This window comes from Pseudomonas helleri (assembly GCF_045830615.1).
Classification (GTDB): Bacteria; Pseudomonadota; Gammaproteobacteria; order Pseudomonadales; family Pseudomonadaceae; genus Aquipseudomonas; species Aquipseudomonas helleri.
Genome location: NZ_CP174501.1, coordinates 5,445,001 through 5,469,150, shown reverse-complemented (window position 1 = coordinate 5,469,150; position 24,150 = coordinate 5,445,001). Strand labels below are relative to the sequence as shown.

At 58.5% G+C, this 24,150-nt stretch carries 23 protein-coding genes (1 of these 23 only partly in view); 11 read left to right on the top strand and 12 right to left on the bottom strand.

Annotation, left to right across the window (positions count from 1 at the left end; all coding sequences use genetic code 11):
- Position 1: 1 nt before the first annotated feature.
- The 3 genes from ACJJU9_RS24610 (at position 2) to ACJJU9_RS24600 (ending at position 2,057) form a co-directional block, all read left to right on the top strand.
- Positions 2-1,087 carry a 5-(carboxyamino)imidazole ribonucleotide synthase gene (locus ACJJU9_RS24610; protein ID WP_407729736.1) on the top strand — a complete coding sequence of 362 codons (1,086 nt, stop codon included), beginning with the start codon at positions 2-4 and terminating at the stop codon, positions 1,085-1,087.
- Positions 1,088-1,191: 104 nt separating this feature from the next.
- Positions 1,192-1,440 (top strand): GlsB/YeaQ/YmgE family stress response membrane protein, encoded by a 249-nt coding sequence (locus ACJJU9_RS24605; protein ID WP_048373764.1) that lies wholly within the window; start codon positions 1,192-1,194, stop codon positions 1,438-1,440.
- A gap of 80 nt (positions 1,441-1,520) precedes the next feature.
- Positions 1,521-2,057, top strand: coding sequence for a DUF3299 domain-containing protein (locus ACJJU9_RS24600; RefSeq protein WP_048390783.1), 537 nt, complete (start codon positions 1,521-1,523; stop codon positions 2,055-2,057).
- 79 nt (positions 2,058-2,136) lie between these two features.
- On the opposite strand, the gene ACJJU9_RS24595 is transcribed toward ACJJU9_RS24600, so the two are convergent.
- Together ACJJU9_RS24595 and ACJJU9_RS24590 are read right to left on the bottom strand one after the other, a co-directional pair.
- Complete coding sequence (locus tag ACJJU9_RS24595) at positions 2,137-3,033, bottom strand: D-hexose-6-phosphate mutarotase (protein WP_407729735.1); 897 nt, start codon at positions 3,031-3,033, stop codon at positions 2,137-2,139.
- 25 nt (positions 3,034-3,058) lie between these two features.
- Positions 3,059-3,460 (bottom strand): acyl-CoA thioesterase, encoded by a 402-nt coding sequence (locus ACJJU9_RS24590; protein ID WP_048373769.1) that lies wholly within the window; start codon positions 3,458-3,460, stop codon positions 3,059-3,061.
- Positions 3,461-3,833: 373 nt separating this feature from the next.
- Here ACJJU9_RS24590 and ACJJU9_RS24585 point away from each other — a divergent pair, with 373 nt between their 5' ends.
- The 7 genes from ACJJU9_RS24585 to ACJJU9_RS24555 all read left to right on the top strand — a co-directional run bounded on the left by ACJJU9_RS24585 (position 3,834) and on the right by ACJJU9_RS24555 (position 13,323).
- Entirely contained in the window at positions 3,834-5,123 is a 1,290-nt protein-coding gene (locus ACJJU9_RS24585; RefSeq protein ID WP_048373771.1) for an MFS transporter, read from the top strand.
- Between the two features lie 165 nt (positions 5,124-5,288).
- On the top strand, positions 5,289-6,275 hold the full coding sequence (locus ACJJU9_RS24580) for a phosphate ABC transporter substrate-binding protein PstS family protein (protein ID WP_048373778.1): 987 nt from the start codon (positions 5,289-5,291) through the stop codon (positions 6,273-6,275).
- 196 nt (positions 6,276-6,471) lie between these two features.
- Positions 6,472-8,757: an ABC transporter permease subunit gene (locus tag ACJJU9_RS24575; RefSeq protein WP_407729734.1), complete on the top strand. Its 2,286-nt coding sequence runs from the start codon at positions 6,472-6,474 to the stop codon at positions 8,755-8,757.
- A 15-nt stretch (positions 8,758-8,772) separates the two neighbouring features.
- Positions 8,773-10,443 carry a phosphate ABC transporter permease PstA gene (gene pstA / locus ACJJU9_RS24570; protein ID WP_178110111.1) on the top strand — a complete coding sequence of 557 codons (1,671 nt, stop codon included), beginning with the start codon at positions 8,773-8,775 and terminating at the stop codon, positions 10,441-10,443.
- A 130-nt stretch (positions 10,444-10,573) separates the two neighbouring features.
- Positions 10,574-11,407, top strand: coding sequence for a phosphate ABC transporter ATP-binding protein PstB (pstB, locus tag ACJJU9_RS24565; RefSeq protein WP_048373783.1), 834 nt, complete (start codon positions 10,574-10,576; stop codon positions 11,405-11,407).
- Between the two features lie 111 nt (positions 11,408-11,518).
- Positions 11,519-12,271, top strand: coding sequence for a phosphate signaling complex protein PhoU (gene phoU, locus ACJJU9_RS24560; RefSeq protein ID WP_048373785.1), 753 nt, complete (start codon positions 11,519-11,521; stop codon positions 12,269-12,271).
- A 164-nt stretch (positions 12,272-12,435) separates the two neighbouring features.
- Positions 12,436-13,323, top strand: coding sequence for a response regulator (locus tag ACJJU9_RS24555; RefSeq protein WP_407729733.1), 888 nt, complete (start codon positions 12,436-12,438; stop codon positions 13,321-13,323).
- A gap of 197 nt (positions 13,324-13,520) precedes the next feature.
- Here ACJJU9_RS24555 and ACJJU9_RS24550 read toward each other — a convergent pair whose 3' ends face one another.
- The 10 genes from ACJJU9_RS24550 to ACJJU9_RS24505 form a co-directional block, all read right to left on the bottom strand.
- Positions 13,521-15,482, bottom strand: coding sequence for a DUF4105 domain-containing protein (locus ACJJU9_RS24550; RefSeq protein ID WP_407729732.1), 1,962 nt, complete (start codon positions 15,480-15,482; stop codon positions 13,521-13,523).
- On the bottom strand, positions 15,479-15,799 hold the full coding sequence (locus ACJJU9_RS24545) for a DUF2388 domain-containing protein (RefSeq protein ID WP_048390771.1): 321 nt from the start codon (positions 15,797-15,799) through the stop codon (positions 15,479-15,481). Before ACJJU9_RS24545 ends, ACJJU9_RS24550 begins: the two co-directional genes overlap by 4 nt.
- Before the next feature lie 26 nt (positions 15,800-15,825).
- Positions 15,826-16,119: a DUF2388 domain-containing protein gene (locus ACJJU9_RS24540; RefSeq protein ID WP_153332890.1), complete on the bottom strand. Its 294-nt coding sequence runs from the start codon at positions 16,117-16,119 to the stop codon at positions 15,826-15,828.
- 188 nt (positions 16,120-16,307) lie between these two features.
- Positions 16,308-16,625 (bottom strand): DUF2388 domain-containing protein, encoded by a 318-nt coding sequence (locus ACJJU9_RS24535; protein WP_048373793.1) that lies wholly within the window; start codon positions 16,623-16,625, stop codon positions 16,308-16,310.
- A 298-nt stretch (positions 16,626-16,923) separates the two neighbouring features.
- Complete coding sequence (locus ACJJU9_RS24530) at positions 16,924-17,139, bottom strand: DUF1127 domain-containing protein (RefSeq protein ID WP_048373794.1); 216 nt, start codon at positions 17,137-17,139, stop codon at positions 16,924-16,926.
- Positions 17,140-17,457: 318 nt separating this feature from the next.
- Positions 17,458-18,948 (bottom strand): acetyl-CoA hydrolase/transferase family protein, encoded by a 1,491-nt coding sequence (locus tag ACJJU9_RS24525; RefSeq protein ID WP_048373796.1) that lies wholly within the window; start codon positions 18,946-18,948, stop codon positions 17,458-17,460.
- Positions 18,949-19,127: 179 nt separating this feature from the next.
- Positions 19,128-20,564, bottom strand: a complete 1,437-nt coding sequence (locus tag ACJJU9_RS24520; RefSeq protein WP_048373797.1) for an NAD(P)(+) transhydrogenase (Re/Si-specific) subunit beta — start codon at positions 20,562-20,564, stop codon at positions 19,128-19,130.
- On the bottom strand, positions 20,561-20,884 hold the full coding sequence (locus ACJJU9_RS24515) for an NAD(P) transhydrogenase subunit alpha (protein WP_003438157.1): 324 nt from the start codon (positions 20,882-20,884) through the stop codon (positions 20,561-20,563). Before ACJJU9_RS24515 ends, ACJJU9_RS24520 begins: the two co-directional genes overlap by 4 nt.
- An 11-nt stretch (positions 20,885-20,895) precedes the next feature.
- Positions 20,896-22,017: a Re/Si-specific NAD(P)(+) transhydrogenase subunit alpha gene (locus tag ACJJU9_RS24510; protein WP_407729731.1), complete on the bottom strand. Its 1,122-nt coding sequence runs from the start codon at positions 22,015-22,017 to the stop codon at positions 20,896-20,898.
- Positions 22,018-22,453: 436 nt separating this feature from the next.
- Positions 22,454-23,350: a LysR family transcriptional regulator gene (locus ACJJU9_RS24505; RefSeq protein WP_407729730.1), complete on the bottom strand. Its 897-nt coding sequence runs from the start codon at positions 23,348-23,350 to the stop codon at positions 22,454-22,456.
- Positions 23,351-23,508: 158 nt separating this feature from the next.
- Here ACJJU9_RS24505 and ACJJU9_RS24500 point away from each other — a divergent pair, with 158 nt between their 5' ends.
- Positions 23,509-24,150 carry the 5' portion of an acyl-CoA dehydrogenase gene (locus ACJJU9_RS24500; RefSeq protein ID WP_048373804.1) on the top strand. The gene runs 540 nt beyond the window's last position, so 642 of the gene's 1,182 nt are visible here — the first part of the coding sequence; it begins with the start codon at positions 23,509-23,511; its stop codon lies off the right edge, out of view.

The following is a 24,150-nucleotide window of genomic DNA, read 5'->3' as shown; positions in this document are numbered from 1 at the left end:
GATGAAAATCGGTGTAATCGGTGGCGGCCAACTCGGTCGCATGCTGGCCCTGGCGGGGACTCCGCTGGGCATGAACTTCGCCTTCCTGGACCCGGCACCTGATGCCTGTGCTGCTGCCTTGGGCGAGCACATTCGTGCGGACTACGGCGATCAGGATCATCTGCGCCAGTTGGCTGAGCAGGTTGATCTGGTGACGTTTGAGTTTGAAAGCGTCCCGGCTGAAACCGTGGCATTCCTGTCGCAATTCGTTCCGGTTTACCCGAGTGCCGATGCCCTGCGCATTGCCCGTGACCGCTGGTTCGAAAAGAGCATGTTCAAGGACCTGGGCATTCCGACGCCTGCGTTCGCTGACATCCAGTCCCAGGCGGATCTGGATGCGGCGGTGGCCAGCATCGGTCTGCCTGCGGTGCTCAAAACCCGCACCCTGGGGTATGACGGTAAGGGTCAGAAAGTGCTGCGCACGGCGGCTGATGTTGAAGGGACGTTTGCTGAGCTGGGCAGTGTTGCCTGCCTGCTGGAAGGCTTTGTGCCGTTTACCGGCGAAGTGTCGCTGATCGCCGTGCGCGGTCGTGATGGCGAAACCCGGTTTTACCCGTTGGTGCACAACACCCACGACAGCGGCATTCTCAAGTTGTCGGTAGCGAGCACGGATCATCCGCTGCAAGCCTTGGCCGAAGACTACTCCAGCCGTGTGCTCAAGCACCTGGATTACGTGGGCGTGATGGCTTTCGAGTTCTTTGAAGTCGACGGTGGCCTCAAGGCCAACGAAATTGCTCCGCGTGTGCACAACTCCGGCCACTGGACCACCGAAGGCGCCGAGTGCAGCCAGTTCGAAAACCACCTGCGGGCCATCGCTGGCCTGCCGCTGGGTTCGACGGCCAAGGTGGGCGAGAGCGCCATGCTCAACTTCATCGGCCGCGTGCCGCCGGTTGAGAAGGTGATCGCGATTGCCGACTGCCATTTGCATCACTACGGCAAAGCCTTCAAGGCCGGCCGCAAAGTGGGCCATGCCAACCTGCGCTGCGCCGACATGGCCACCCTGAACGCGCAAATCCAGCGCGTTGAGGCGTTGATCGACGAGGCATAAGTCTGCAGTCGACGGAACCATTGAGGTGCCGTTGCTCTCTGATGGCGTGAAACCAAAGTGCTGACTAGGCTTTGGTTAACGCCATCTAATGAGAGGACGCGTGCATGGGCATCATCGGAACCATTTTTATCGGCTTGATCGTTGGCCTGCTGGCTCGTTTCCTGAAACCGGGTGACGACAGCATGGGCTGGATCATGACCATCATTCTGGGTATCGCGGGTTCTTTGGCGGCCACCTATGGTGGCCAGGCGTTGGGTATCTACCATGCTGGCGAAGGTGCCGGCTTTATTGGTGCGGTCATCGGCGCCATTATCCTGCTGGTCATTTACGGCATGGTGAAGAAAAAGAGCTGATCGCGTGCAGCCCTCTCTGCGCTGATCGCAGAGAGGGCTAGAATGCGCGACGTATTCACTTCTCTTTGATTGAGCTCTTCATGCGCCGCCTTCTACTGACCTTTCTTTTGCTGGGCTGCGGCCTGGTACACGCGGCAGAACTGCCCGAAACCGACTGGCTGGACTTGATGCCCAAGTCGGATCAAAAAGCCCTCGAAGCCATGCCTGAAATCGATCACAACTCGCCTGAAGCTCAGGGGACGTTTACCGATAAGGGTGGCTTGAAACAAAGCAAAGGCCTGCCGGCCGTGATGTATTCCAACAAAACGGTCGCCAGCATGAACGGCAAAAATATCCGTTTGGGCGGTTACCCCGTGCCGTTGGAAACCGACGCCAAAGGCCGCAGCACGCTGTTTTTCCTGGTGCCTTACCCGGGGGCTTGCATCCATGTGCCGCCGCCGCCGCCCAACCAATTGGTGCTGGTGCGCTATCCAAAAGGCTTGAAGCTGGACGACATCTACACGCCGCTGTGGGTGACGGGCACGCTGAAAGTCGAGAAGGTCAGCAATGACCTGGCAGATGCGGCTTATGCGCTGGATGCCAGCAAGGTGCGGGTGGTGGTTGAAGCGGATTTGTAAACGCTGACTCGTAGGAGCGAGCTTGCCTCGCGATCTTTTAAACGATCAAAAGATCGCGAGGCAAGCTCGCTCCTACGGTTCAGGCCAGTTTTTGGCTGCTGATGCTCACACCCAAGGTGTGGCTTGCGCCTGGCGCCAGGGTGATGATGTCGTCCATGACGTTGGCGGTTTCGATGCACAGCATGCGTTGCCAGCCATCTAACGCCATGTCGCCGAGGGTGGCGGTTTTGTCGATCCACGGGTTCCAGATCACGGCAGAGCGCGAGCCTTGGCTGGTGAGCTGAATGCGGCGGTGCCAGCCTGCATCGACAATGCTCAACTGTGGCGGTGTGTCCAGGTAGATACGGTCGGTCTCGCCGGCAAAGGTCAAGTTGCCGATTTGTTGCACGCGCTTCCAGTCATCGAGGGTTTCGATGTAAGTCAGACCCTCAACGCCTTCGACATGAACGTTGCGTACGTCACTGACCGCGAAGTAGCTGTGCAGCGCCTGGCTGATGCTCACCGGTGCGTCGCTGCGGTTGTGGCTGGTGAGGCTGACATGCAACTGGGTATCGAGACGGATGTTCAGGGTCAGTGCCACGTCATGGGGCCAACCGGGCAGGCCGCCTTCGATGTGGGGCAGGCCCAACTCAATGTGCAGGGCTTCACCTGCATCGTCGATTTCCAGCACTTCCCATTCACGGGTGCGCACCAGGCCGTGGGCGGTGGCGGGCTCAGTACTGTCGCGCATGGCCTGCACGCTGTCCGGGTTGCGCGCCAGGTTGCCAAACCACGGCCAGCACACCGGCATGCCGGTGCGGATGCCATGACCTTTTTTGAATTGGGCTTTTTCATTGAGCCAGATAATGGGCGGCTCATCGCCCACCTGGTAGCTGAGCACCTGTGCGCCCTGTTTGGCGATCAGTAGCTGGGCCTGGCCATGCTGAATGTGCCAGCACTCCAGTTCGTCCAGGGTGACAGACTCAATGTGGTACATGGCAGGCTCTCTATACAGGGGCGGGTTAGCGGCGTGGCGGAACGGAACGTGTGCGGCCGCTGCCATCAATGGCAACGAAGACAAACACGGCTTCGGTGACTTTGCGCCATTCGCTGGACAGCGGGTCGTCGCTCCAGACTTCAACCATCATCTGGATCGAGCTGCGGCCGATTTCCAGTGCCTGGGTATAGAACGACAACTGCGCGCCGACGGCCACAGGCACCAGAAACGCCATGCGATCAATCGCGACGGTGGCTACTCGGCCACCCGCAACCTTGCTGGCCATTGCGGTACCGGCCAGGTCCATTTGCGAGACCAGCCAGCCACCAAAAATATCGCCGAAACCATTGGTTTCGCGTGGCAATGCGGTGATTTGCAAAGCGAGGTCGCCTTGCGGGATTGGATCTTCTTGTTCGAGCTCTATCATGCCGAAGGGCCTCTGACCCGTGATTCATCATGTGTATTGCGGGTGAATAAGCGTCTAAAGAAAAACGATTCAGCCCGAACATACTACGTTCGTCACGTTCTTCATAAGCCGCGCCAAGGGAAACTCTGCGAAATCGGCTGGGGAGGGCCCAGCGGGCGCTTTCGCACAGCAACCCTGGTAGTTTCCGAATGTTTCATTCGGGCACGAGTATATCGGGCGATCGCTCGCCCGACGACCTTCCGGTTCTGCTTTTTCAAGCCGCTGTGCGTCTAGCTCTATGCTTTTGCAAACAATTTGTTATCTTTCAAGGCCTACCAAGCCTTGCCGGCATCGATGCAGCTTTCGCCGAACCTAATAAGAGAAGCCATACCTCATGATCACTGAGCCTTCCAGTGCCGCACCCCCCTCGCGACCGTTGTCGCGTAATGACCTCAAAACCTTGTCGTTGTCCGCTCTGGGCGGTGCGCTGGAGTTTTACGATTTCATCATCTTTGTGTTCTTCGCGACGGTCGTCGGGAAGCTGTTTTTCCCGGCTGACATGCCCGAGTGGCTACGCCTGATGCAGACCTTTGGCATTTTTGCCGCGGGTTACCTGGCACGGCCTTTGGGTGGCATCGTCATGGCGCACTTCGGCGACCTGCTGGGGCGCAAAAAGATGTTCACCTTGAGCATTTTCATGATGGCTGTGCCGACCCTGATCATGGGGTTGCTGCCGACGTATGAGCAGATCGGCATGCTGGCGCCGATCCTGTTGCTGCTGATGCGGGTGATCCAGGGCGCGGCCATTGGTGGCGAAGTACCGGGGGCGTGGGTTTTTGTTTCGGAACACGTACCGGCGCGTCACGTCGGCTACGCCTGCGGCACCCTGACCTGCGGCTTGACGGCCGGTATTCTGCTGGGCTCGCTGGTGGCGACCGCCATCAACTCGATCTACACCCCGGCTGAAGTCTCGGACTTCGCCTGGCGTATTCCATTCCTGTTGGGCGGTGTGTTCGGCTTGTTCGCAGTGTACCTGCGCCGCTGGCTGCACGAGACCCCGGTGTTTGCCGAGCTGCAACTGCGCAAGGCGCTGGCCGAAGAAGTACCGCTTAAAACGGTATTGCGTGATCACCGTGGCGCCATTGTGATCTCGATGCTGCTGACCTGGCTGCTGTCTGCCGGGATCATCGTGATCATCTTGATGACCCCCACTGTGTTGCAAACCGTGTATGGCTTCCCGGCCACCACTTCATTGCAAGCCAACAGCCTGGCCATTGTGTTCCTGAGCCTGGGGTGTATCGCTTCGGGTGCCCTGGCTGACCGCTTTGGCGCGGGCAAAGTTTTTGTGGTGGGTTGCGCTGCGCTGTTGATCACATCGTGGACCTTCTATCACAGCCTGTTGCAGCACCCGGATTGGCTGTTCCCGCTGTATGCCTTGAGCGGTTTGTTTGTAGGCACCATCGGCGCGGTGCCGTATGTGATGGTTAAAGCCTTCCCGCCTGTGATCCGTTTCAGCGGTTTGTCGTTCTCGTACAACTTGGCCTACGCGATCTTCGGCGGCCTGACGCCCATGGCCGTGACCTTGTTGCTCAAGGAAAGCCCGATGGGCCCGGCGTATTACGTGGCGATTATTTCTCTGATGGGCCTGTGTGTGGGCGCTTATCTGTGGAAAAAGGGGCGCTGATCACGCGGCTTAAGCTCCACGCCTTTTAGCAGTCTCGATGAGTGCCATCATTTATGGCTCAATGATGGCATTTCATCTAATTGTCACAATCGGTTCATAGAGTGGTCATCAGGCCTGCTGATACTGGCCCCCGATTCATCTAACCCGGTTTGCTAGGAGTAAGGCATGAAACTGAAGCGTGTGATGGCGGCCCTGACTTTTGTCGCCGCGGGTGTTGCGGCTGCTAACGCAGTTGCGACGGGTGTAGATCCGACTATCCCGGCTTACACCAAGACCACCGGTGTGTCTGGCAACCTGTCCAGCGTTGGTTCCGATACCCTGGCGAACCTGATGACATTGTGGGCTGAGGCTTACAAGAAAGAATATCCAAACGTAAACATCCAGATTCAGGCCGCTGGCTCTGCCACCGCGCCACCTGCGCTGACTGAAGGCACCTCTAACCTGGGCCCGATGAGCCGCAAAATGAAGGACACCGAACTGGCTGCTTTCGAGCAGAAGTACGGCTACAAGCCAACCGCCGTGCCGGTGGCTGTGGATGCCCTGGCGGTGTTCGTGCACAAGGACAACCCGATCCAGCACCTGACCATGGAACAAGTGGACGCGATTTTCTCGTCGACCCGTCTGTGCGGCGCTAAAGATGACGTGAAAACCTGGGGCGACCTGGGCGTCAAAGGCGACCTGGCCAACAAGCCAGTTCAGCTGTTTGGCCGTAACTCGGTATCCGGCACGTATGGCTACTTCAAAGAAGAAGCCCTGTGCAAAGGTGACTACAAGCCTAACGTGAACGAGCAACCTGGTTCGGCGTCGGTTGTGCAGTCCATCAGCTCCTCGCTGAACGGCATCGGTTACTCGGGCATCGGTTACAAAACCGCTAGCGTGAAGACCGTCGCACTGGCCAAAAAAGGCAGCACTGACTTCATCGAAGACACCGAAGAAAACGCACTGAACGGCAAATACCCGCTGTCGCGTTTCCTTTACGTGTACGTGAACAAGGCGCCTAACAAGCCGCTGAACCCGCTGGAAGCCGAGTTCATCAAGCTGGTCCTGTCCAAGCAAGGTCAGGAAGTGGTCGTGAAAGACGGCTACATCCCGCTGCCGGCTAAAGTGGCTGCAAAAGCCTTGGCTGACCTGGGTCTGAAAGAAGGCAACTAAGCCTTCTGCTATGCAGCAGGCTGCGATGAGGTTACGGTGCTAGCCGTTGCCTTGAGGTCTTGAGAGACTCATCGTAGCCTGCGGTAGTGACTACCGGTTGCTGCATTTTCGTTCCGCTACCAGGTCCGCTGGTCAGCGGTTTTTTGCGTCACTGATTTGTCATCTTTTTGTCATACAGGCCCGTTAGGGTGTGCGCATGAATGATCTGGCCAATTCCCGAATGACTTCGACCTCCGCTCCCAAGCGCATTGATTTCAATACGCCTGAACTCAAACGCAAGCGTCGCATCCGTGCGCTCAAAGATCATCTGACCCGTTGGTATGTCTTTATTGGCGGCCTTGCCGTGCTGGGCGCCATCACGTTGATTTTCTTCTTCCTGGGCTATGTGGTGTACCCGCTGTTCCAGGGCGCTGACCTGACCGCCAAAACGGCGATAACGCCGGTGTGGATGCAAGACGCTGGCAAGCCCCTGATGCTCTCGGTTGAAGAGCAGAATCAGGTCGGCATGCGCGTGTCGGACAAGGGCATGGTGTTGTTCTTTAGCGTCAAGGATGGCAGCGAACTGTCGCGGGTTAACCTGCCACTGCCGGCCGATAGCCGCGTGACCTCGCTCGGTGAAGACCAGCCGGGCAGTCCGGTTGTGGTCTTGGGCCTGTCCAACGGTCAGGCGCTGGTGTTCCGGCACACCTATAAAGTCAGTTACCCGGATGGCAAAAAGACCATCACCCCGGCCATTGAATACCCGTATGGCGATGCGCCGATCACCCTTGACCCGCGCGGCCTCGCGCTGGATCACGTGAACCTCAACGTGAACGACTCCACCGTCGTGCTGGCGGGGTCTACAGGCTCGCAACTGAACGTCGTCACGCTGACCAGCGAAGAGAACATGATGACCGGCGAGGTCACCAAGTCCGAAAGCCGCATCGACCTCCCGCAGATGACCGAGAAGGTCAAGGCGCTGTATATCGACCCGCGTCAGCAATGGTTGTATGTGGTCAACGGGCGGGCCCAGGCGGACGTGTTCAGCTTGCGCGACAAGAGCCTTAATGGCCGTTACAAACTGCTGGAAGACGCCAACACCGAAATCACCGCCAGCACGCAATTGGTCGGCGGGATCTCGCTGATTTTTGGTGATTCGAAAGGCGGATTGAGCCAGTGGTTTATGGCCCGTGATTCGGACGGTGAGCTGCGTTTCAAGCACATCCGCAGCTTCCAGATGGGCACGTCGCCGATTGTTGAGATTACCGCCGAGCAGCGCCGCAAAGGCTTCCTGGCCCTGGACGCGGCCGGTGAGATTGGCGTGTTCCACAGCACCGCGCATCGCACTTTATTAGTAGAAAAGGTCGCTGAAGGCCCTGGCATCATGGCGCTGTCGCCACGTGCCAACCGCATCATCGTGGAAGAGGGCGGCAAGTTGCTCCCGCTGTTCTTGAAGAACCCGCACCCGGAAGTGTCCTGGAGCGCGCTGTGGAGCAAGGTCTGGTACGAGAACTACGACGCACCTAAATACGTGTGGCAATCCACCGCTGCCAACACCGACTTCGAACCGAAGATGAGCCTGGCGCCGTTGACCTTCGGGACCTTGAAGGCGGCGTTCTACGCCATGCTGCTGGCCGCACCGCTGGCCGTTGCCGCAGCGATCTATACCGCTTACTTCATGGCCCCAAGCCTGCGCCGCAAGGTCAAGCCGGTGATCGAACTGATGGAAGCCATGCCGACGGTGATTCTGGGCTTCTTCGCCGGCCTGTTCCTGGCGCCGTATGTCGAAGGTCACTTGCCGGGTATTTTCAGCCTGCTGGTGCTGATGCCGGTGGGCATTCTGCTGGCGGGCTTTGGCTGGAGCCGCCTGCCGGAGTCCATTCGTTTGCGGATCCCGGAAGGCTGGGAAACGATCATTCTGATTCCTGTGGTGCTGCTGGTGTGCGGGTTGTCGCTGTACATGAGCCCGTACATGGAAGCCTGGTTCTTTGGCGGCGATATGCGCCTGTGGATCTCCCACGACCTGGGCATCACCTACGACCAGCGAAACGCATTGGTGGTGGGCTTGGCGATGGGCTTTGCGGTGATCCCGAACATCTACTCGATTGCTGAAGACGCCGTGTTCAGCGTGCCGCGCGGCCTGACGCTGGGCTCGCTGGCGCTGGGCGCTACGCCGTGGCAAACCATGACCCGGGTGGTCATCCTGACGGCCAGCCCGGGGATCTTCTCGGCCTTGATGATCGGCATGGGCCGTGCGGTTGGCGAGACCATGATTGTGTTGATGGCCACGGGTAACACCCCGGTCATGGAACTGAACCTGTTCGAAGGCTTACGCACCTTGGCGGCGAACGTAGCGGTAGAGATGCCGGAGTCGGAGGTGGGCGGCAGTCATTACCGCGTGCTGTTCCTCTCGGCGCTGGTGCTGCTGTTGTTCACCTTTGTCATGAACACTCTTGCCGAGCTGATCCGTCAGCGTCTGCGCAAGAAATATTCGTCGCTTTAAGGAAGGTAGAAGTCTGTGAAGCAGAACTCCCTCAAAAGCTGGTTCAAGAGCGGCGCCCCCGGCGTCTGGATCAGCGGTGGTGCGGTGACCATCGCGGTCATCATGACCATCGGTTTGCTGTCGGTCATTGCCGTGCGCGGTCTGGGTCATTTTTGGCCGGCCGACCTGATACATGCGCAATACAACGTGCCAGGCAGCGCTGATCACCTGGTGATCGGCGAAGTGGTGCAAAAAGAAGAAGTGCCCCGTGAGCGCCTGAAAAGTGCGGGCTTGCCTGTGCCTGAGCAAGGCCCGGAGTTCATGACGCGTGAGCTGATCAAGGTGGGTAACCGCGACCTCAACGGCAACGACTTTACCTGGGTGGTGGGTGAGTGGTTGACCGGCGAAAGCACGCCGCCAGAGCTGATGGCGATTGAGCGTCGCGAGTGGGGCAACTTCTACGGCTATCTGGTTAACGTGAAAGAAAACGGTCAGGTGGTGGCCGAAGGTGCTGCGGCCTGGCCCGAGCTGAAGGCGCGGGTCAAACGCGTTAATGCGCTGGCAGCGCAACTCAGCCAACTGGAAAAGAAAGACATTGGCGCCATCAACGCCGGGCTGGAGCGTATTCGTTTGCACGGCCGCAAACTGGAGCTGGCAGGCAAGCTGGATGCTACCGCACAAGCAGACATGGACGCCGAGCGTGCCGAGCTGAACGCACGCTATAAAGCGGTTGAAGACCGCTTGGCCGATTTACACGCACAGTTCAACCGCGACAGCCTCACGGCCCGTGATGCCAACGGCAAAGAGCTGGAGATCAACATCGGTAAAGTGGTCAAGGTTTACCAGCCGAACAACATGAACAGCTGGCAGAAGCTGGCCATGTATTTCAGCAATATCTGGGAGTTTTTGAGCCAGGACCCACGCGAAGCCAACACCGAAGGCGGGATCTTCCCGGCGATTTTCGGCACCGTGATGATGACCTTGATCATGGCCGTGATCGTGACCCCGTTCGGCGTTCTTGCTGCGGTGTACCTGCGTGAATACGCCAAGCAAAACACCCTGACCCGGGTCATCCGTATCGCGGTCAACAACCTCGCAGGCGTACCGGCCATTGTGTACGGGGTGTTTGGCCTGGGCTTCTTTGTGTACGTGTTGGGCGGCTCGGTTGACCGGCTGTTCTTTGCCGAAGCCTTGCCGGCGCCGACGTTCGGTACACCGGGGCTGTTGTGGGCGTCGTTGACCCTGGCGCTGCTGGCGGTGCCGGTGGTGATTGTGGCCACTGAAGAAGGGCTGGCGCGTATCCCGCGTACCGTCCGTGAAGGTTCGTTGGCCCTGGGTGCGACCAAGGCCGAGACCTTGTGGAAGATCGTGCTGCCGATGGCCAGCCCGGCCATGATGACCGGCCTGATCCTGGCCGTGGCCCGCGCCGCGGGTGAGGTGGCGCCGCTGATGCTGGTGGGCGTGGTCAAACTGGCGCCGTCGTTGCCGCTGGATGGCAACTACCCTTACTTGCACCTTGACCAGAAGATCATGCACTTGGGCTTCCACATTTATGACGTGGGCTTTCAGAGCCCCAACGTTGAAGCCGCCCGCCCGCTGGTGTACGCCACCGCGCTGCTGCTGGTGCTGGTGATCGCGACCCTGAACCTGTCGGCAGTGTGGATTCGTAACCACCTGCGCGAGAAGTACAAGGCGCTGGATAGCTGATTGATTCACAACCTGTCGGGGCTTGCTCGCGATCATTTAAACGATCAAAAGATCGCGAGGCGAGCTCGCTCCTACAGATGAAACCTCGGTCATCGTGATCGAAACGAATGTTTAGCGTATGGAGCAACCCATGCAGCATGATTCCTCAACCCACGGCGTTAACATGTCAGCCTTGGGTCGCAGCAAACAGAGCCTGAGCCTGGCTGACGAAACCGTCGCCATTGAAGTGCCGGGCCTGAACCTGTACTACGGCGAAAAACAAGCACTGTACGATGTCAGCCTGAACATTCCGAAACAGCGGGTTACCGCGTTTATCGGCCCGTCGGGCTGCGGCAAGTCCACCTTGCTGCGTACCTTTAACCGCATGAACGATCTGGTTGACGGTTGCCGTGTTGAAGGCGAAATCAACCTGTATGGCCACAACATCTACCGCAAGGGCGAAGACGTGGCCGAGCTGCGCCGTCGTGTGGGCATGGTGTTCCAGAAGCCGAACCCGTTCCCCAAGACCATCTACGAAAACGTGGTGTACGGCCTGCGCATCCAGGGCATCAACAAGAAGCGCGTGCTCGACGAAGCGGTGGAGTGGGCACTTAAAGGCGCGGCTTTGTGGGACGAAGTGAAGGACCGTTTGCACGAGTCGGCACTGGGCTTATCCGGTGGTCAGCAGCAGCGTCTGGTGATTGCCCGTACCATCGCCGTTGAACCTGAAGTGTTGCTGCTCGATGAGCCGTGCTCGGCGCTCGACCCGATTTCGACGCTGAAAGTCGAAGAACTGATCTACGAGCTCAAGTCAAAATTCACCATCGTCATCGTGACCCACAACATGCAACAGGCGGCCCGGGTTTCGGACTACACCGCGTTCATGTACATGGGCAAAATGGTTGAATACGGCGACACCGATACCCTGTTCACCAACCCGGCCAAAAAACAGACCGAAGACTACATAACCGGGCGCTATGGTTAGTAGCAGCGGCAAGCTTTTAGCTTCAAGCGGCAAGTTAAAGCAGCTTGGTGGAATGATAGAGATAGCTTGCGGCTTATGGCTTGCAGCTCACAGCTTTTGCGGAGCAAACCCATGATTTCAAAGGATGGCCTCACCCATCACATTTCCGCGCAATTCAACGCGGAGCTCGAAGAAGTACGCAGCCACTTGTTGGCCATGGGCGGGCTGGTCGAGAAACAGGTTAATGACGCGGTCACGGCGTTGATTGAGGCCGACTCCGGGTTGGCTCAGCAAGTGCGTGAGATCGACGAACAGATCAATCAGATGGAGCGCAACATCGACGAGGAATGCCTGCGCATTCTGGCCCGTCGCCAGCCTGCGGCCTCTGACTTGCGGCTGATTATCAGCATCTCCAAATCGGTGATCGACCTGGAGCGCATCGGTGACGAAGCGACCAAAATCGCGCGCCGGGCCATTCAGTTGTGCGAAGAAGGTGAGGCGCCACGCGGCTATGTTGAGGTGCGCCACATTGGCGACCAGGTGCGCAACATGGTGCGCGATGCCTTGGACGCGTTTGCGCGTTTTGACGCCGACCTGGCGTTGTCGGTGGCGCAGTACGACAAGATCATCGACCGCGAATACAAAACCGCACTGCGCGAGCTGGCCACTTACATGATGGAAGACCCGCGTTCCATTACGCGTGTGTTGAGCATCATTTGGGTGCTGCGTTCGCTGGAGCGTATCGGCGACCACGCACGCAATATCTCGGAATTGGTCATTTACCTGGTACGCGGTACAGACGTGCGCCACATGGGCCTCAAGCGCATGCGTGAAGAAGTTGAAGGCACCAAGGCTAATGTTGAGTCGCAAGCGGACGATAACTAAGACTGCCCGCGACATAAAACGCCCGGCTCATTGCCGGGCGTTTTCGTTTGTGGCGTTTATAGTTAAGGCGCTTGGCAAACTGTAAAAAGGGGCGAGGCGCTGATCGGTCTTGGCAAATGGCCATCATTTGGCGCAGGGTTGTCAGGATTCTAAAGGAGCAGTCGATGAGCAAGGTCAGTGTGTTGGTGGTGGATGACGCGTCGTTTATCCGCGATCTGGTTAAAAACTGCCTGCGTAACTATTTTCCCGGTATCCGCATCGAAGACGCGGTCAACGGCCGCAAAGCTCAGGCGCTGCTGACCCGCGAGCCGTTTGACCTCGTGTTGTGTGACTGGGAAATGCCGGAGATGTCCGGCCTTGAGCTGCTGACGTGGTGCCGTGAGCAGGACCGCCTTAAAGCGCTGCCGTTCATCATGGTCACCAGCCGTGGTGATAAAGAGAACGTGATACAGGCGATTCAGGCCGGGGTTTCGGACTTTGTCAGCAAGCCGTTCACCAATGAGCAATTGCTGACCAAAGTGAAAAAGGCCTTCACCAAGGCCGGCTTGCTGAATGCCGTAATGGCCAGCGCCCCGGTGCGGACCAGCACCGGCCTGGCCAACGACTCTTTGAGCGCCTTGACCGGTGGCAAAGCGCAGGTGGTGACGCCGGCCGCGCCGAGCCGACCGGCTGCGCCAGCGGCTCCTGTGGCCCGCCCGGCCAGCCAGACACCCACGGGGCGCGGCCAAGGGCAGTTGCGTTTGCCTACAGGGATTCAGCCCTGCGTGATCAAAGCGCTCAGCCTCAAGGAGGCGCTGCTGGTGGTGCGCCGTGGCGATGAGCTGCCGCAGATCCTGGCCAGTGCGGTGTTGGACCTTGAGCAAGGCGAGCGGGCCGAGGTGGCGCGCTTGAATGGCTACTTGCATGCCATCGTCGCGTACGAACCCAAGCCGGACAGCGACTGGTTGCAACTGACCTTCCGCTTTGTGGATCAGGATGCCGAGAAAATGAACTACTTGTCGCGGCTGATCGCCCACGGCACGGCGCAGAAGCAGTTTGTGCCGGGGGCGTAAGAAAGAGCGGGCGGCGTGACTTAGTGATCCCGTAGGAGCTGCCGAGGCACGAAGGCTGCGATCTTTTGATCTTGATCTAAGAGTCCCCTCACCCTGGCCCTCTCCCGAAGGAGAGGGAACCGATTGGGGGATGCTGAAGATATTCGGTGGCCTGTTTGCTGCGCGACAGCGCGGCGTCGAAGACGGGGCGGCAGCGCCTACGGGAGTTGCAGGCCGCCTGCGGCTTTGTGAATGGCGCGCAGGTGTTCGCCGATCTGTTTGACGTTGGCTTCAGTGGCGGCGATTTCTGCTGCGCGGGCCGGCTCAAGGAGGCTGCGCACTTCTTTGTCCAGATCGCTGGTCAGGCGTAGCAACTGTTGCTGGCGCTGGCTGCTTTCGGACTCGAGCATTTGCCACTCTTTGGCCTGGGGCAGGCCATAACCGCTGCTGCCGAGCAATTCGGCCGGGCGGCTAAGGAAGCCACTGCTGGCAAGAATCTCTTGCAGGGTTTTGTTGGCCTTGTCCATGCCGCCATCTTTGAGCCCGCGTGCGCCCAGGTACTTTTGCTTGACCTCGTCTTGAGCGAGCAGCAACTGGCGGCGGAAGCTGGCCTGTTCGAGCAGCAACAACGCCGCGCTGGCGCGCAGGTCGGCTTTTTCAAACCATGGGCGGCGTTGCTCGGCGTCCAGGGCCATCCAGTCTTCAACAGTGGTCTGCTTGATTGGCAGGCGGGTCTTCAACACGTCGAACATGGCTTGATAGCGGTCACGGTAGGAGTCAAACCGATAGCCCAGACGCAGCGCCTCGCGCGGGTCGTCCAGCACGCTGGTGTCTGCCAGGCCACGGGCTTTGAGCACTTCCAGCAGGCCATTGGGCACGATGCTGTCCAGGCCTTTGAGTTGCGCGTTGTCGCTGCCGCTGCGCAGCAGTTTCAAGGTCTCGACTGCGCAGTTGTTGGACACAAAGTAATAGCTGCCGTCGTAGCTCCAATGCATCTCGGCAGCGTGCTCAACCACTTCTTCGATTTCCGGGCGGCTTAAGTTCAGCGGTACAGAGGCGAGACTGCGCAGTTCGGTTTTGGTGTATTCATCGATGACCTGGGCCAGCGGCAGTACAAACAGGCGCGACGGGTAGGCGCCGGTCAGGCCGTCCCAGCTTGAAAGCTGTACGTCGTTCACAAACGCCCGGTAGGACAACACCAAGTGTTCTTGCAGGTCGAGTCGGCAATCCGGACCGCGTGGACGGCCGGGGGCGCAAATCACCAGGCGCAGCATGCTGTGGCCCCAGCGGCTGGCCCATTCCTGGTTGGCCTCGGCCAGCAGGTAGTCGACGGCGTATACACGCTCCGGGTCAACGGTGCCGAGGGGCTGTTTGGCAAAGTCGTTGCCGGCGTTCAAAAAGGGGAAGCTCTTGGGGCAGTCGTCTTTGGCGGCGGGTGCCCAGCCGAAATGATCTTTGTAGTAGCGGTACAGCGCCGGGCGCCGGCACGCGTAGGCCGGGTCGAGGAGGAAGTACTCCATGTTGACCGCGACGAATTCTTTGGGGTTGGTGACTTCGTACAGGTCCGGGCTGCGCACGACCTGGTGGTTGTCTTGCTCGCGCTCACCACGGCGGCCCACGTATTGCTGCCAACCGGCGAGGTCGAGCAGGCGCGGGTCATCGCTGAGGGTAAAGCGGCGGTCGGTCTGGCCACGGCATTGGTCGGGCAGGCCGATGAGCCCCGTGCTGCTGCTTTGCCGTGCGCAGCGCTGGATGAGCGTGCGGTCTGCGGCAGGCCAGAGGCGGGCGCGATCATAGAGATGGGTCAGCTCGTGCAGAACGGTGGCGAGCATTTCCTGGCGTACGGTGCCATGGGGGCGATTGGTCTTTTGAGTCGCGGCCGAGCCATCGGTGAGGCTGGCCAGCAGGTTGCGATTCAAGTCCAGCTCAGACACCAACGAGGCTTGCCCGTAAGCATTGCTGGGCATGTCATCGCTCCAGCCGACCACAATCTGACGATCCAGTTGCTCGATGAAGCGCGGGGGCAGCTTTTGCATGGCTTCATCGAGCAGCGCTTGGCTGGCGTGCTGCTGGGCGGGTGTCAGGCCCTCTGTTTTGAGCTGCAGATGGAGCGCTGCGTGGGCATTACTGCCGATAAGCAGCAGGGCACACGCTGCGAGCCAGCCCGTCAGTGGTTTCACAGCGCGAGGATAGCTTCGGCGAGGTCATGGTCGCTGGCGTTACGCGCTTCAGGCAGGCGGTCGCGCAGGGTATTGAAGGCAGACTCCAGTTGCACGCCACGAATGGAGCCTTCGCTGGCGACGAAAGTGGCGGCGTCATCGTGGGCTTCACGGACTACTTTAGAGTCACGAATGGACGTGGTGGTGTCGGAGGTGAAGTCGATGGAGCGGCCAAACGCGCGCACGATGATGTTACTGGTCTGCACAACGGTCTGTGCTTGCGCCACATCGGCGAGCAGCAACAGGCCAAGGGTGGCGACAATTAAAGGGCTACGCATGAAACATCTCCAGAAAACGCGGGTATTTATTGGACGAGAATTACTTGTGCCAGTTCAAGGTCGGAGGCATTCAATTCAGGCTGGGTCTGGCGCAGATAGCGCAAGGCAGACTCCAGCTGCGCGCCTCGCTGTTGACCGTCACTGGCAATAAAGACGGCAGCGTCATCCTGGGCGGCACATAGCAGTTTGTGATCGAAGGGCGCGGACGTCACTTTACTGGTGACGTAGCCGGTGAGCACGGTATTTTGCGTGGTTGTGTCGAAGGCGTGGGCTGATTGAGTCCAGCAGAGGGCAAGCAGGGCTAGTAAAGAAAAGCGCATGGGTCTCGTTCTGTGTGATCGAGGCCCAAGGCTAGCGTAATGGTCGGGTCAGAACCAGTACGTGGCGGGATCTTCATGAAGCGTTAAGGAGGCTAGCGGGCGTTGGGCAACTAGGCGGAGTTGCCGTGGCTGCGATCTTTTAATCGTTAAAAGATCGCAGCCTGCGGCAGCTCCACAGGCTCTGAGCATCAGATCGCGAGGATTGCCTGCGCCAGTTGGGCATCGCTGGCTTGCAGTTGAGGCGCTTGCTGGCGAATGGCGTCGAAGGCGCTTTCCAGTTTCACACCACGGATTGCCCCTTCGCTGGCCACAAAGCTGGCGGCGTCGTCACGGGCTTCGCGCACGATTTTGTTGTTGCGCAGCGAGCCGGTCGCGTCGGAGGTCAGGTCAGAGGTCGCTTTCAGGGCGCCCACGATGGCATCGGTTGTCACGAGAAAGCTGGAGGCGCTGGCGCTGGCAGCGAGTGTCAGCAAGGCGGCAGCGCTGAGCAGGCGAAGAGTGGGCATGGTGATACTCCAGAAGAGGGTCGTATAAAAATAGTCGGTTATAGGCGAATAGTAGGCGCAGGGCGGCGTGTCGCAAAGGATGTTTTGCCTTGCGGTGCAGGCAGGATGCTCTGGATCAGGCTTTTTCGTGATTGTACTGGTCTGTTCGTATTTTTATAAAACTGTACTTGTCATGCTCTGGCGCTCAAAAATAGCCGCCCAAAACGACAAAACCCGTCGGCGGTTACCCGCGACGGGTTTTGTTTTTTCAATTCTGGGTGCTGGCGGTGGACCGATGGTCAGGGCCAGCGAGCGCTCGTTAGCGCCAGAACGGCTTGCTCAGCTCTTCGTAACGCTGTGCTTCGCTAATACCGGCATCAGCCAGAAGACGCGAGTCCAGGCGAGCCAATTGATGGCGGCTGGAGATACGGCGCTGCCACAACATCAGGTTGGCAAGTACGCGCAAAGGCATGGAAGCCTGGGTGTTTACAGCATTGCTTTCGGTGAACAGATCGGAACTGAGTGTACGTTCCATGATGGCATCCTTCCGCTTGTGGCGGCATTGGCTAGTGGTTTAACTGATGCCAATGATCCTCCTCTACGTCCAGACTCTGTAGATACAGTTCACCTGTATTGCGATGGGCCAGTTAACTGTTTATAGACGCTGTACGGCCATAAACGAGCACAACTGTACCTGTCGGCACTAAGTTGGTGCGTTTCTAGTCATTTTTGTGGGAAGTGACCCTGATAAGGGTAAGAAATTACCAGTACAGCAGTACAGTTTTTGTCAGGAAGGCATAAAAAAGCCGCCGCAGAAAACAGTGTTTTCGACGGCGGCTGTCTAGCTCGCGTGTTACGGCAGCATTTTCCCGGTTTCTTCCAGGTTAATGTGCCAGCTCAACGCCTCGCGCAGGATGTGCGGGGTGTGGCCGCCAATGGCGCAGGCCTTGGTGAAGTAATCATTCAGCGCTTCACGGAAGTCTGGGTGCACACAGTTGTCGATGATCACGCGGGCGCGCTCACGCGGCGCCAGGCCACGCAAGTCAGCCAGGCCTTGTTCGGTGACCAGGATGTCGACATCGTGCTCGGTGTGGTCAACGTGGCTGACCATTGGCACCACGCTGGAGATCGCACCAGCTTTGGCGATCGACTTGGTCACGAAGATGGCCAAGTGCGCGTTACGGGCGAAGTCGCCCGAGCCGCCGATGCCGTTCATCATCCGCGTGCCGCAGACGTGGGTGGAGTTGACGTTGCCGTAGATGTCGAACTCCAGCGCGGTGTTGATCCCGATGATGCCCAGGCGGCGAACGACTTCCGGGTGGTTGGAGATCTCTTGCGGGCGCAACACGAGTTTGTCTTTGTAGCGCTCAAGGTTGCCGAACACGTCGGAGTTGCGACGCTCGGACAAGGTGATCGAGCTGCCCGAGGCGAAGCGCATTTTGCCCGCGTCGATCAGGTCGAAGGTCGAGTCCTGTAGTACTTCGGAGTACATGGTCAGGTCTTCGAACGGCGAGTCGATCAGGCCACACATCACCGCGTTGGCGATGTTGCCGATACCGGCTTGCAGCGGGCCGAGCTTGTTGGTCATGCGGCCTTCATCCACTTCTTTTTTGAGGAAGTTGATCAGGTGGAAGGCGATGCCGGCGGTTTCGCTGTCAGGCTCGCTCACTGTCGACGGCGAGTCGGCCTTGTTGGTGATCACGATCGCGACGATTTTTTCGGCCGGGATCGGGATGGCGGTGCTACCGATACGGTCATCGACTTTCACCAACGGGATTGGTGTACGGGTCGGACGGTAGGTCGGGATATAGATGTCGTGCAGACCTTCCAGGTTCGGGTTGTGCGCCAGGTTGATCTCGACGATCACTTGTTTGGCGAAAATCGCGAAGCTGGCGGAGTTGCCCACCGACGTGGTTGGAACGATGTGGCCTTGCTCGGTAATCGCAACGGCTTCGATGACCGCGATGTCCGGCAGGGTGAGTTGCTTGTTGCGCAGTTGCTCGACAGTTTCGGACAAGTGCTGGTCGATGAACATGACTTTGCCGGCGTTGATCGCCTTGCGCAGTGTGTTGTCCACCTGGAACGGCATGCGACGTGCGAGTACGCCGGCTTCGGTCAATTGCTTGTCGAGGTCGTTGCCCAGGCTGGCGCCGGTCATCAGGGTGATTTTCAGCGGCGAGTGCTTGGCGCGCTCGGCCAAGGCTTGTGGCACGGCTTTGGCTTCACCGGCACGGGTGAAACCGCTCATGCCGACGGTCATGCCGTCTTTAATAAGGGCGGCGGCTTCTTCGGCGCTCATAACCTTATCGTGCAGGGAGTTCAGACGAATACGTTCACGGTACATGGATTGTTATCTCGGGCAACGGAAGCAAGATGCGCAGTCTATTCATTTTCAAAGCGCGGCGTCCCGCTACCATGGTCGAATGCCGCAGGCCGATTTAGAGCCTTTGGTCGGGATCAGTCAGAAATAAAAAACCCCAGCGAATTAAGTGCCGGGGTTCTCGGTGTTACCAGGCCGCGATGTTACTCGACGGCTTTGACCATATCTTCAATAACTTTCTTGGCGTCACCGAAGACCATCATGGTTTTATCCAGATAAAACAGTTCGTTATCCAGGCCCGCATAGCCGCTGGCCATGGAGCGTTTGTTCACGATGACGGTTTTGGCTTTATAGGCTTCGAGGATCGGCATGCCCGCGATAGGCGATTTCGGATCGTTCTTGGCCGCCGGGTTAACCACGTCGTTGGCGCCGAGCACCAACACGACGTCGGCCTGACCAAATTCGGAGTTGATGTCTTCCATTTCGAACACTTGGTCGTAAGGCACTTCTGCCTCGGCCAGCAGTACGTTCATGTGGCCGGGCATACGACCCGCGACCGGGTGAATCGCATACTTGACCGTCACGCCGCGGTGGGTCAGTTTTTCGGTCAGCTCTTTGAGTGCATGCTGCGCCCGTGCCACGGCCAGGCCGTAACCCGGAACGATGATCACGGTGTCGGCGTTGGTCAGCAAGAAGGTCGCGTCGTCAGCCGAGCCGGATTTAACCGGGCGTGCTTCTTGTGTGCCGGCAGGGCCGCCAGCGTCCGCTGCGCCACCAAAGCCACCGAGGATCACGTTGAAGAACGAGCGGTTCATCGCTTTGCACATGATGTACGAGAGGATGGCGCCCGACGATCCGACCAGCGAACCGGCGATGATCAGCATCGAGTTGTTCAGCGAGAAGCCGATACCAGCCGCCGCCCAGCCCGAGTAGCTATTGAGCATCGAAACCACGACCGGCATGTCGGCGCCGCCAATCGGGATGATGATCAGCACGCCCAGTACGAACGCCAGGGCCAGCATCAGCGCGAAGGCGTTGAGGTTGCCGGTGAGCATAAAGGTCACGCCCAGGGCCAGTGTCGCCAGACCCAGCACAAGGTTGAGCTTGTGTTGGCCGCTGAACTGTACGGGTGCGCCCTGGAACAGGCGGAACTTGTATTTGCCCGACAGCTTGCCGAACGCGATGACCGAACCCGAGAAGGTGATTGCACCAATGGCAGCGCCCAGGAACAGTTCGAGGCGGTTACCGGCCGGGATGGCGTCGCCCAAGTGTTTGACGATGCCCAACGATTGCGGCTCTACCACGGCGGCAATGGCGATAAACACCGCTGCCAGGCCGATCATGCTGTGCATGAAGGCGACGAGCTCTGGCATTTTGGTCATTTCGACGCGCTTGGCCATGATCGAGCCTGCGGTGCCGCCGATGAGCAGGCCCACAATCACATAGCCGATGCCGGTGGTCGCGATTTCAGCGCCCAGTTTGTACACCAGCCCAATGGTGGTCAGCACGGCCAGGGCCATGCCGAGCATGCCGAACAGGTTGCCGCGACGCGAGGTGGTGGGGTGCGACAGGCCTTTAAGGGCCTGGATGAAACAGATCGATGCAACCAGGTAGAGAACAGTGACCAGGTTCATGCTCATGGCTTGCGCACCTCTTCTTTAGCTTTAGGTGCTTTCTTCTTGAACATTTCCAGCATGCGCCGGGTGACCAAAAATCCACCGAATACGTTAACGGCTGCCAAGGCGACGGCCAGGGTGCCCATGGTTTTGCCCAGTGGGGTGACAGTGAGCGCGGCAGCGAGCATGGCGCCGACGATCACAATCGCGGAAATGGCGTTGGTCACGGCCATGAGCGGGGTGTGCAGTGCAGGGGTAACGTTCCAGACCACGTGGTAGCCGACATAAATAGCCAGCACAAAGATGATCAGGTTGTAGATACCGGGGGAGATGAGCTCTTCCATTGTTTTTATCCTCAGCCGTTTTTGCGCACAACTTGACCGTCGCGGCACATCAGGCACGCGGCGACGATGTCGTCTTCAAGGTTGATCTGGAACTGCCCTTCAGTGGTGAAGACCAGCTTGAGGAAGTCCAGCAGGTTGCGGGCGTACAGCGCTGATGCGTCCGCGGCAACTTCTCCGGCCAGATTGGTCGGGCCGACAATGATCACGCCGTTTTCGACGACTACTTGATCGGCCACGGTCAGCGGGCAGTTGCCCCCTTGTGCAGCGGCGAGGTCGATGACGACGGAGCCAGGCTTCATCTGCGCCACGGTTTCAGCGCTCAGCAGCACCGGTGCCTTGCGACCTGGGATAAGTGCGGTGGTGATGACGATATCGGCTTGCTTGGCGCGCTCGTGCACGGCCTGGGCCTGGCGCTGCATCCAGCTGGCAGGCATCGGGCGTGCGTAGCCACCCACGCCGACTGCGCATTCGCGCTCTTCGTCGGTCTCGTAAGGGACGTCGACGAACTTGGCGCCCAGCGATTCGATTTGCTCTTTTACCGCAGGCCGCACATCTGAGGCCTCAATGACCGCGCCCAGTCGCTTGGCTGTCGCAATGGCCTGCAGGCCGGCAACGCCTGCGCCGAGAATCAGCACACGGGCGGCTTTTACCGTACCGGCGGCGGTCATCAACATGGGCATGAAGCGCGGGTAATGGTGGGCGGCCAGCAGTACGGCTTTATAGCCGGCGATGTTGGCTTGGGATGACAGCACATCAAGACTTTGCGCACGCGAGGTGCGCGGGGCAGCTTCTAGCGAGAAGGCAGTGATCCCACGCTCGGTCAGTTTGGCAATGGTTTCATTGCTGAACGGGTTGAGCATGCCAATTAGCACGGAGGTGCTGTTGATCAGGGCCAGTTCGCTGTCGTTGGGGGCAACTACTTTAAGGATCAGCTCGGCGCCAAAGGCGTCTGTGGCGCTGCCAATAGTTGCGCCTGCGGCTTCATAGGCGCTGTCAGTCACGCTGGCATTAATACCTGCGCCGCTTTGAACAGTCACCTTATGGCCTTGGCCGATCAGCTTCTTGATGGTTTCCGGGGTTGCAGCAACCCGCGTTTCACCCGTTTGGGTTTCGAGAGGAACACCAATGTGCACGTCATATCTCCTGCGTGATCTTTTATAAGAAAGCCAGCGCACTACGGATGGTGCGACTGGGGCGGCCGATCAGCACGATCCCACCAAATATTGGGTGGGGCGCGGCATTCTGCTGGCGATTTTTGGGGCTTTCAAGAACTTATGAAGGGTGACGGATTTTTTACTACAAGTCATGCAGTGACCGAATGTCGCAACGCTCGGCTGTAGGCCTTTATTTATAAGGCTTAGAGAGATTTAAGGCTGTTTTCTAGTTTTTTTCACATTTCTTTTGGTTATCGCTGCATAACTTTCAGAAATACCCTGTAAGCCGCGTGGTTACTGGCTTTCAGGTTTGTCCAGTTAGACTTAAGTCAAGCGTGCAAAATAGCGACATTTGCGTACATCTGTAGTTGTTTTTTAAGTATCACTACATTGTTTTTTGAGGATTCGAATTTTCTCAAATCAAGCTGTAGGCCGCGGCTTGCTTGATCAGCCAGTCTCGAAAGGCGTGTAGCGACGCGGACTCAATTTTGCGTTCCGGGATCATTAGGTAGTAAGCCTTGTTGCTGGGCAGTGTGTGCGGGTTGGCGATAACCAGGCGTTTCTCGGCCAGTTCGCGCTGAATCAGGAAGGGCGGTATCAGCGCGACGCCCATTTCGTGTATGGCGGCTTGGGCCAGCATCGAGAACAGTTCATAGCGCGGCCCGGTCATATCGCGCGGCACGTTCATGTCTTGGGCGTTGAACCATTGGCGCCAGGCGTAGGGGCGGGTGGTTTGCTGGAGCAGGGGGAGTTCGGCCAATGCCTGGGCGCTGAGGCTTTGCCAGCCGCCCAGCAGTGAAGGGCTGCACACGGGGAGCGGGTTCTCGCCCATCAGTCGGTGGGACGATGTACCGGACCAGTCGGCATCGCCAAAGTAGATGGCTGCATCGAAGTCAGTGTCGGCAAACAGGAAGGGGCGCGTACGGTTTGTCAGGTTGACGGTAACGTCGGGGTGCTGTTGCTGGAAATCCTTGAGGCGGGGCAATAGCCATTGCGTGCCGAAGGTGGGGACAACGGCCAGCTCAATGGTGTTGGCGCCTTGTTGCCCCATCACGGACAGCGTGTCGCGTTCGACGGCATCCAGTTGCGTCGCAACCCGTCGGCTGTAGGAAAGGCCTGCTTCTGTCAGTTTTACGCCCCGCTTGGAGCGTCTGAAGAGTTCTACGCTGAGGAATTCTTCAAGGCTGGCGATCTGTCGGCAAATAGCGCCTTGGGTGAGGGACAGTTCGTGTGCGGCCTTGGTGAAGCTCTCATGACGTGCGGCCGCTTCAAAGCTGATCAGGGCAGTTGTGCTGGGGATCTTGCGGCGCATGTACGGCTTCCTCACTAAAGGTGATCAGAAATGGCCTTTCAGGCAGTCACGGAGTGAGAAATTATCACAACGGCGTGCTGAATCCTCGTTTGTACTCTTTATAAGAGGCGGCCTAGGATCGGCGTACGACATTTGATCTATTTCGCGAGGGTTCTTTCATGGCGGGTAAAGCAAGCTTCAACTGGATTGATCCACTGTTGCTGGATCAGCAGCTCACTGAAGAAGAGCGCATGGTGCGTGACAGCGCTGAGCAGTTTGCTCAAGACAAGCTGGCGCCACGTGTTCTGGAAGCTTTCCGTCATGAACAGACTGACCCGGCGATTTTTCGCGAGATGGGTGAGACGGGCTTGCTGGGGGCGATGATCCCGGAGCAGTACGGTGGCAGTGGCTTGAACTATGTCAGCTACGGCTTGATTGCTCGTGAGGTTGAGCGGGTTGACTCGGGTTACCGCTCGATGATGAGTGTGCAGTCTTCCTTGGTCATGGTGCCTATCAATGAGTTCGGTACTGAGGCGCAAAAGCAAAAGTATCTGCCGAAGCTGGCGTCGGGTGAGTGGATTGGCTGTTTTGGTCTGACGGAGCCTAACCATGGTTCTGACCCTGGCGCGATGATCACTCGTGCGCGCTCGGTGGATGGCGGCTACAGCCTGACGGGCAGCAAAATGTGGATCACCAACAGTCCTATCGCAGATGTGTTTGTGGTCTGGGCGAAGGACGACGAGGGTGACATTCGTGGCTTCGTTCTGGAGAAGGGCTGGAAGGGCCTGAGCGCTCCGGCGATTCACGGCAAGGTTGGCTTG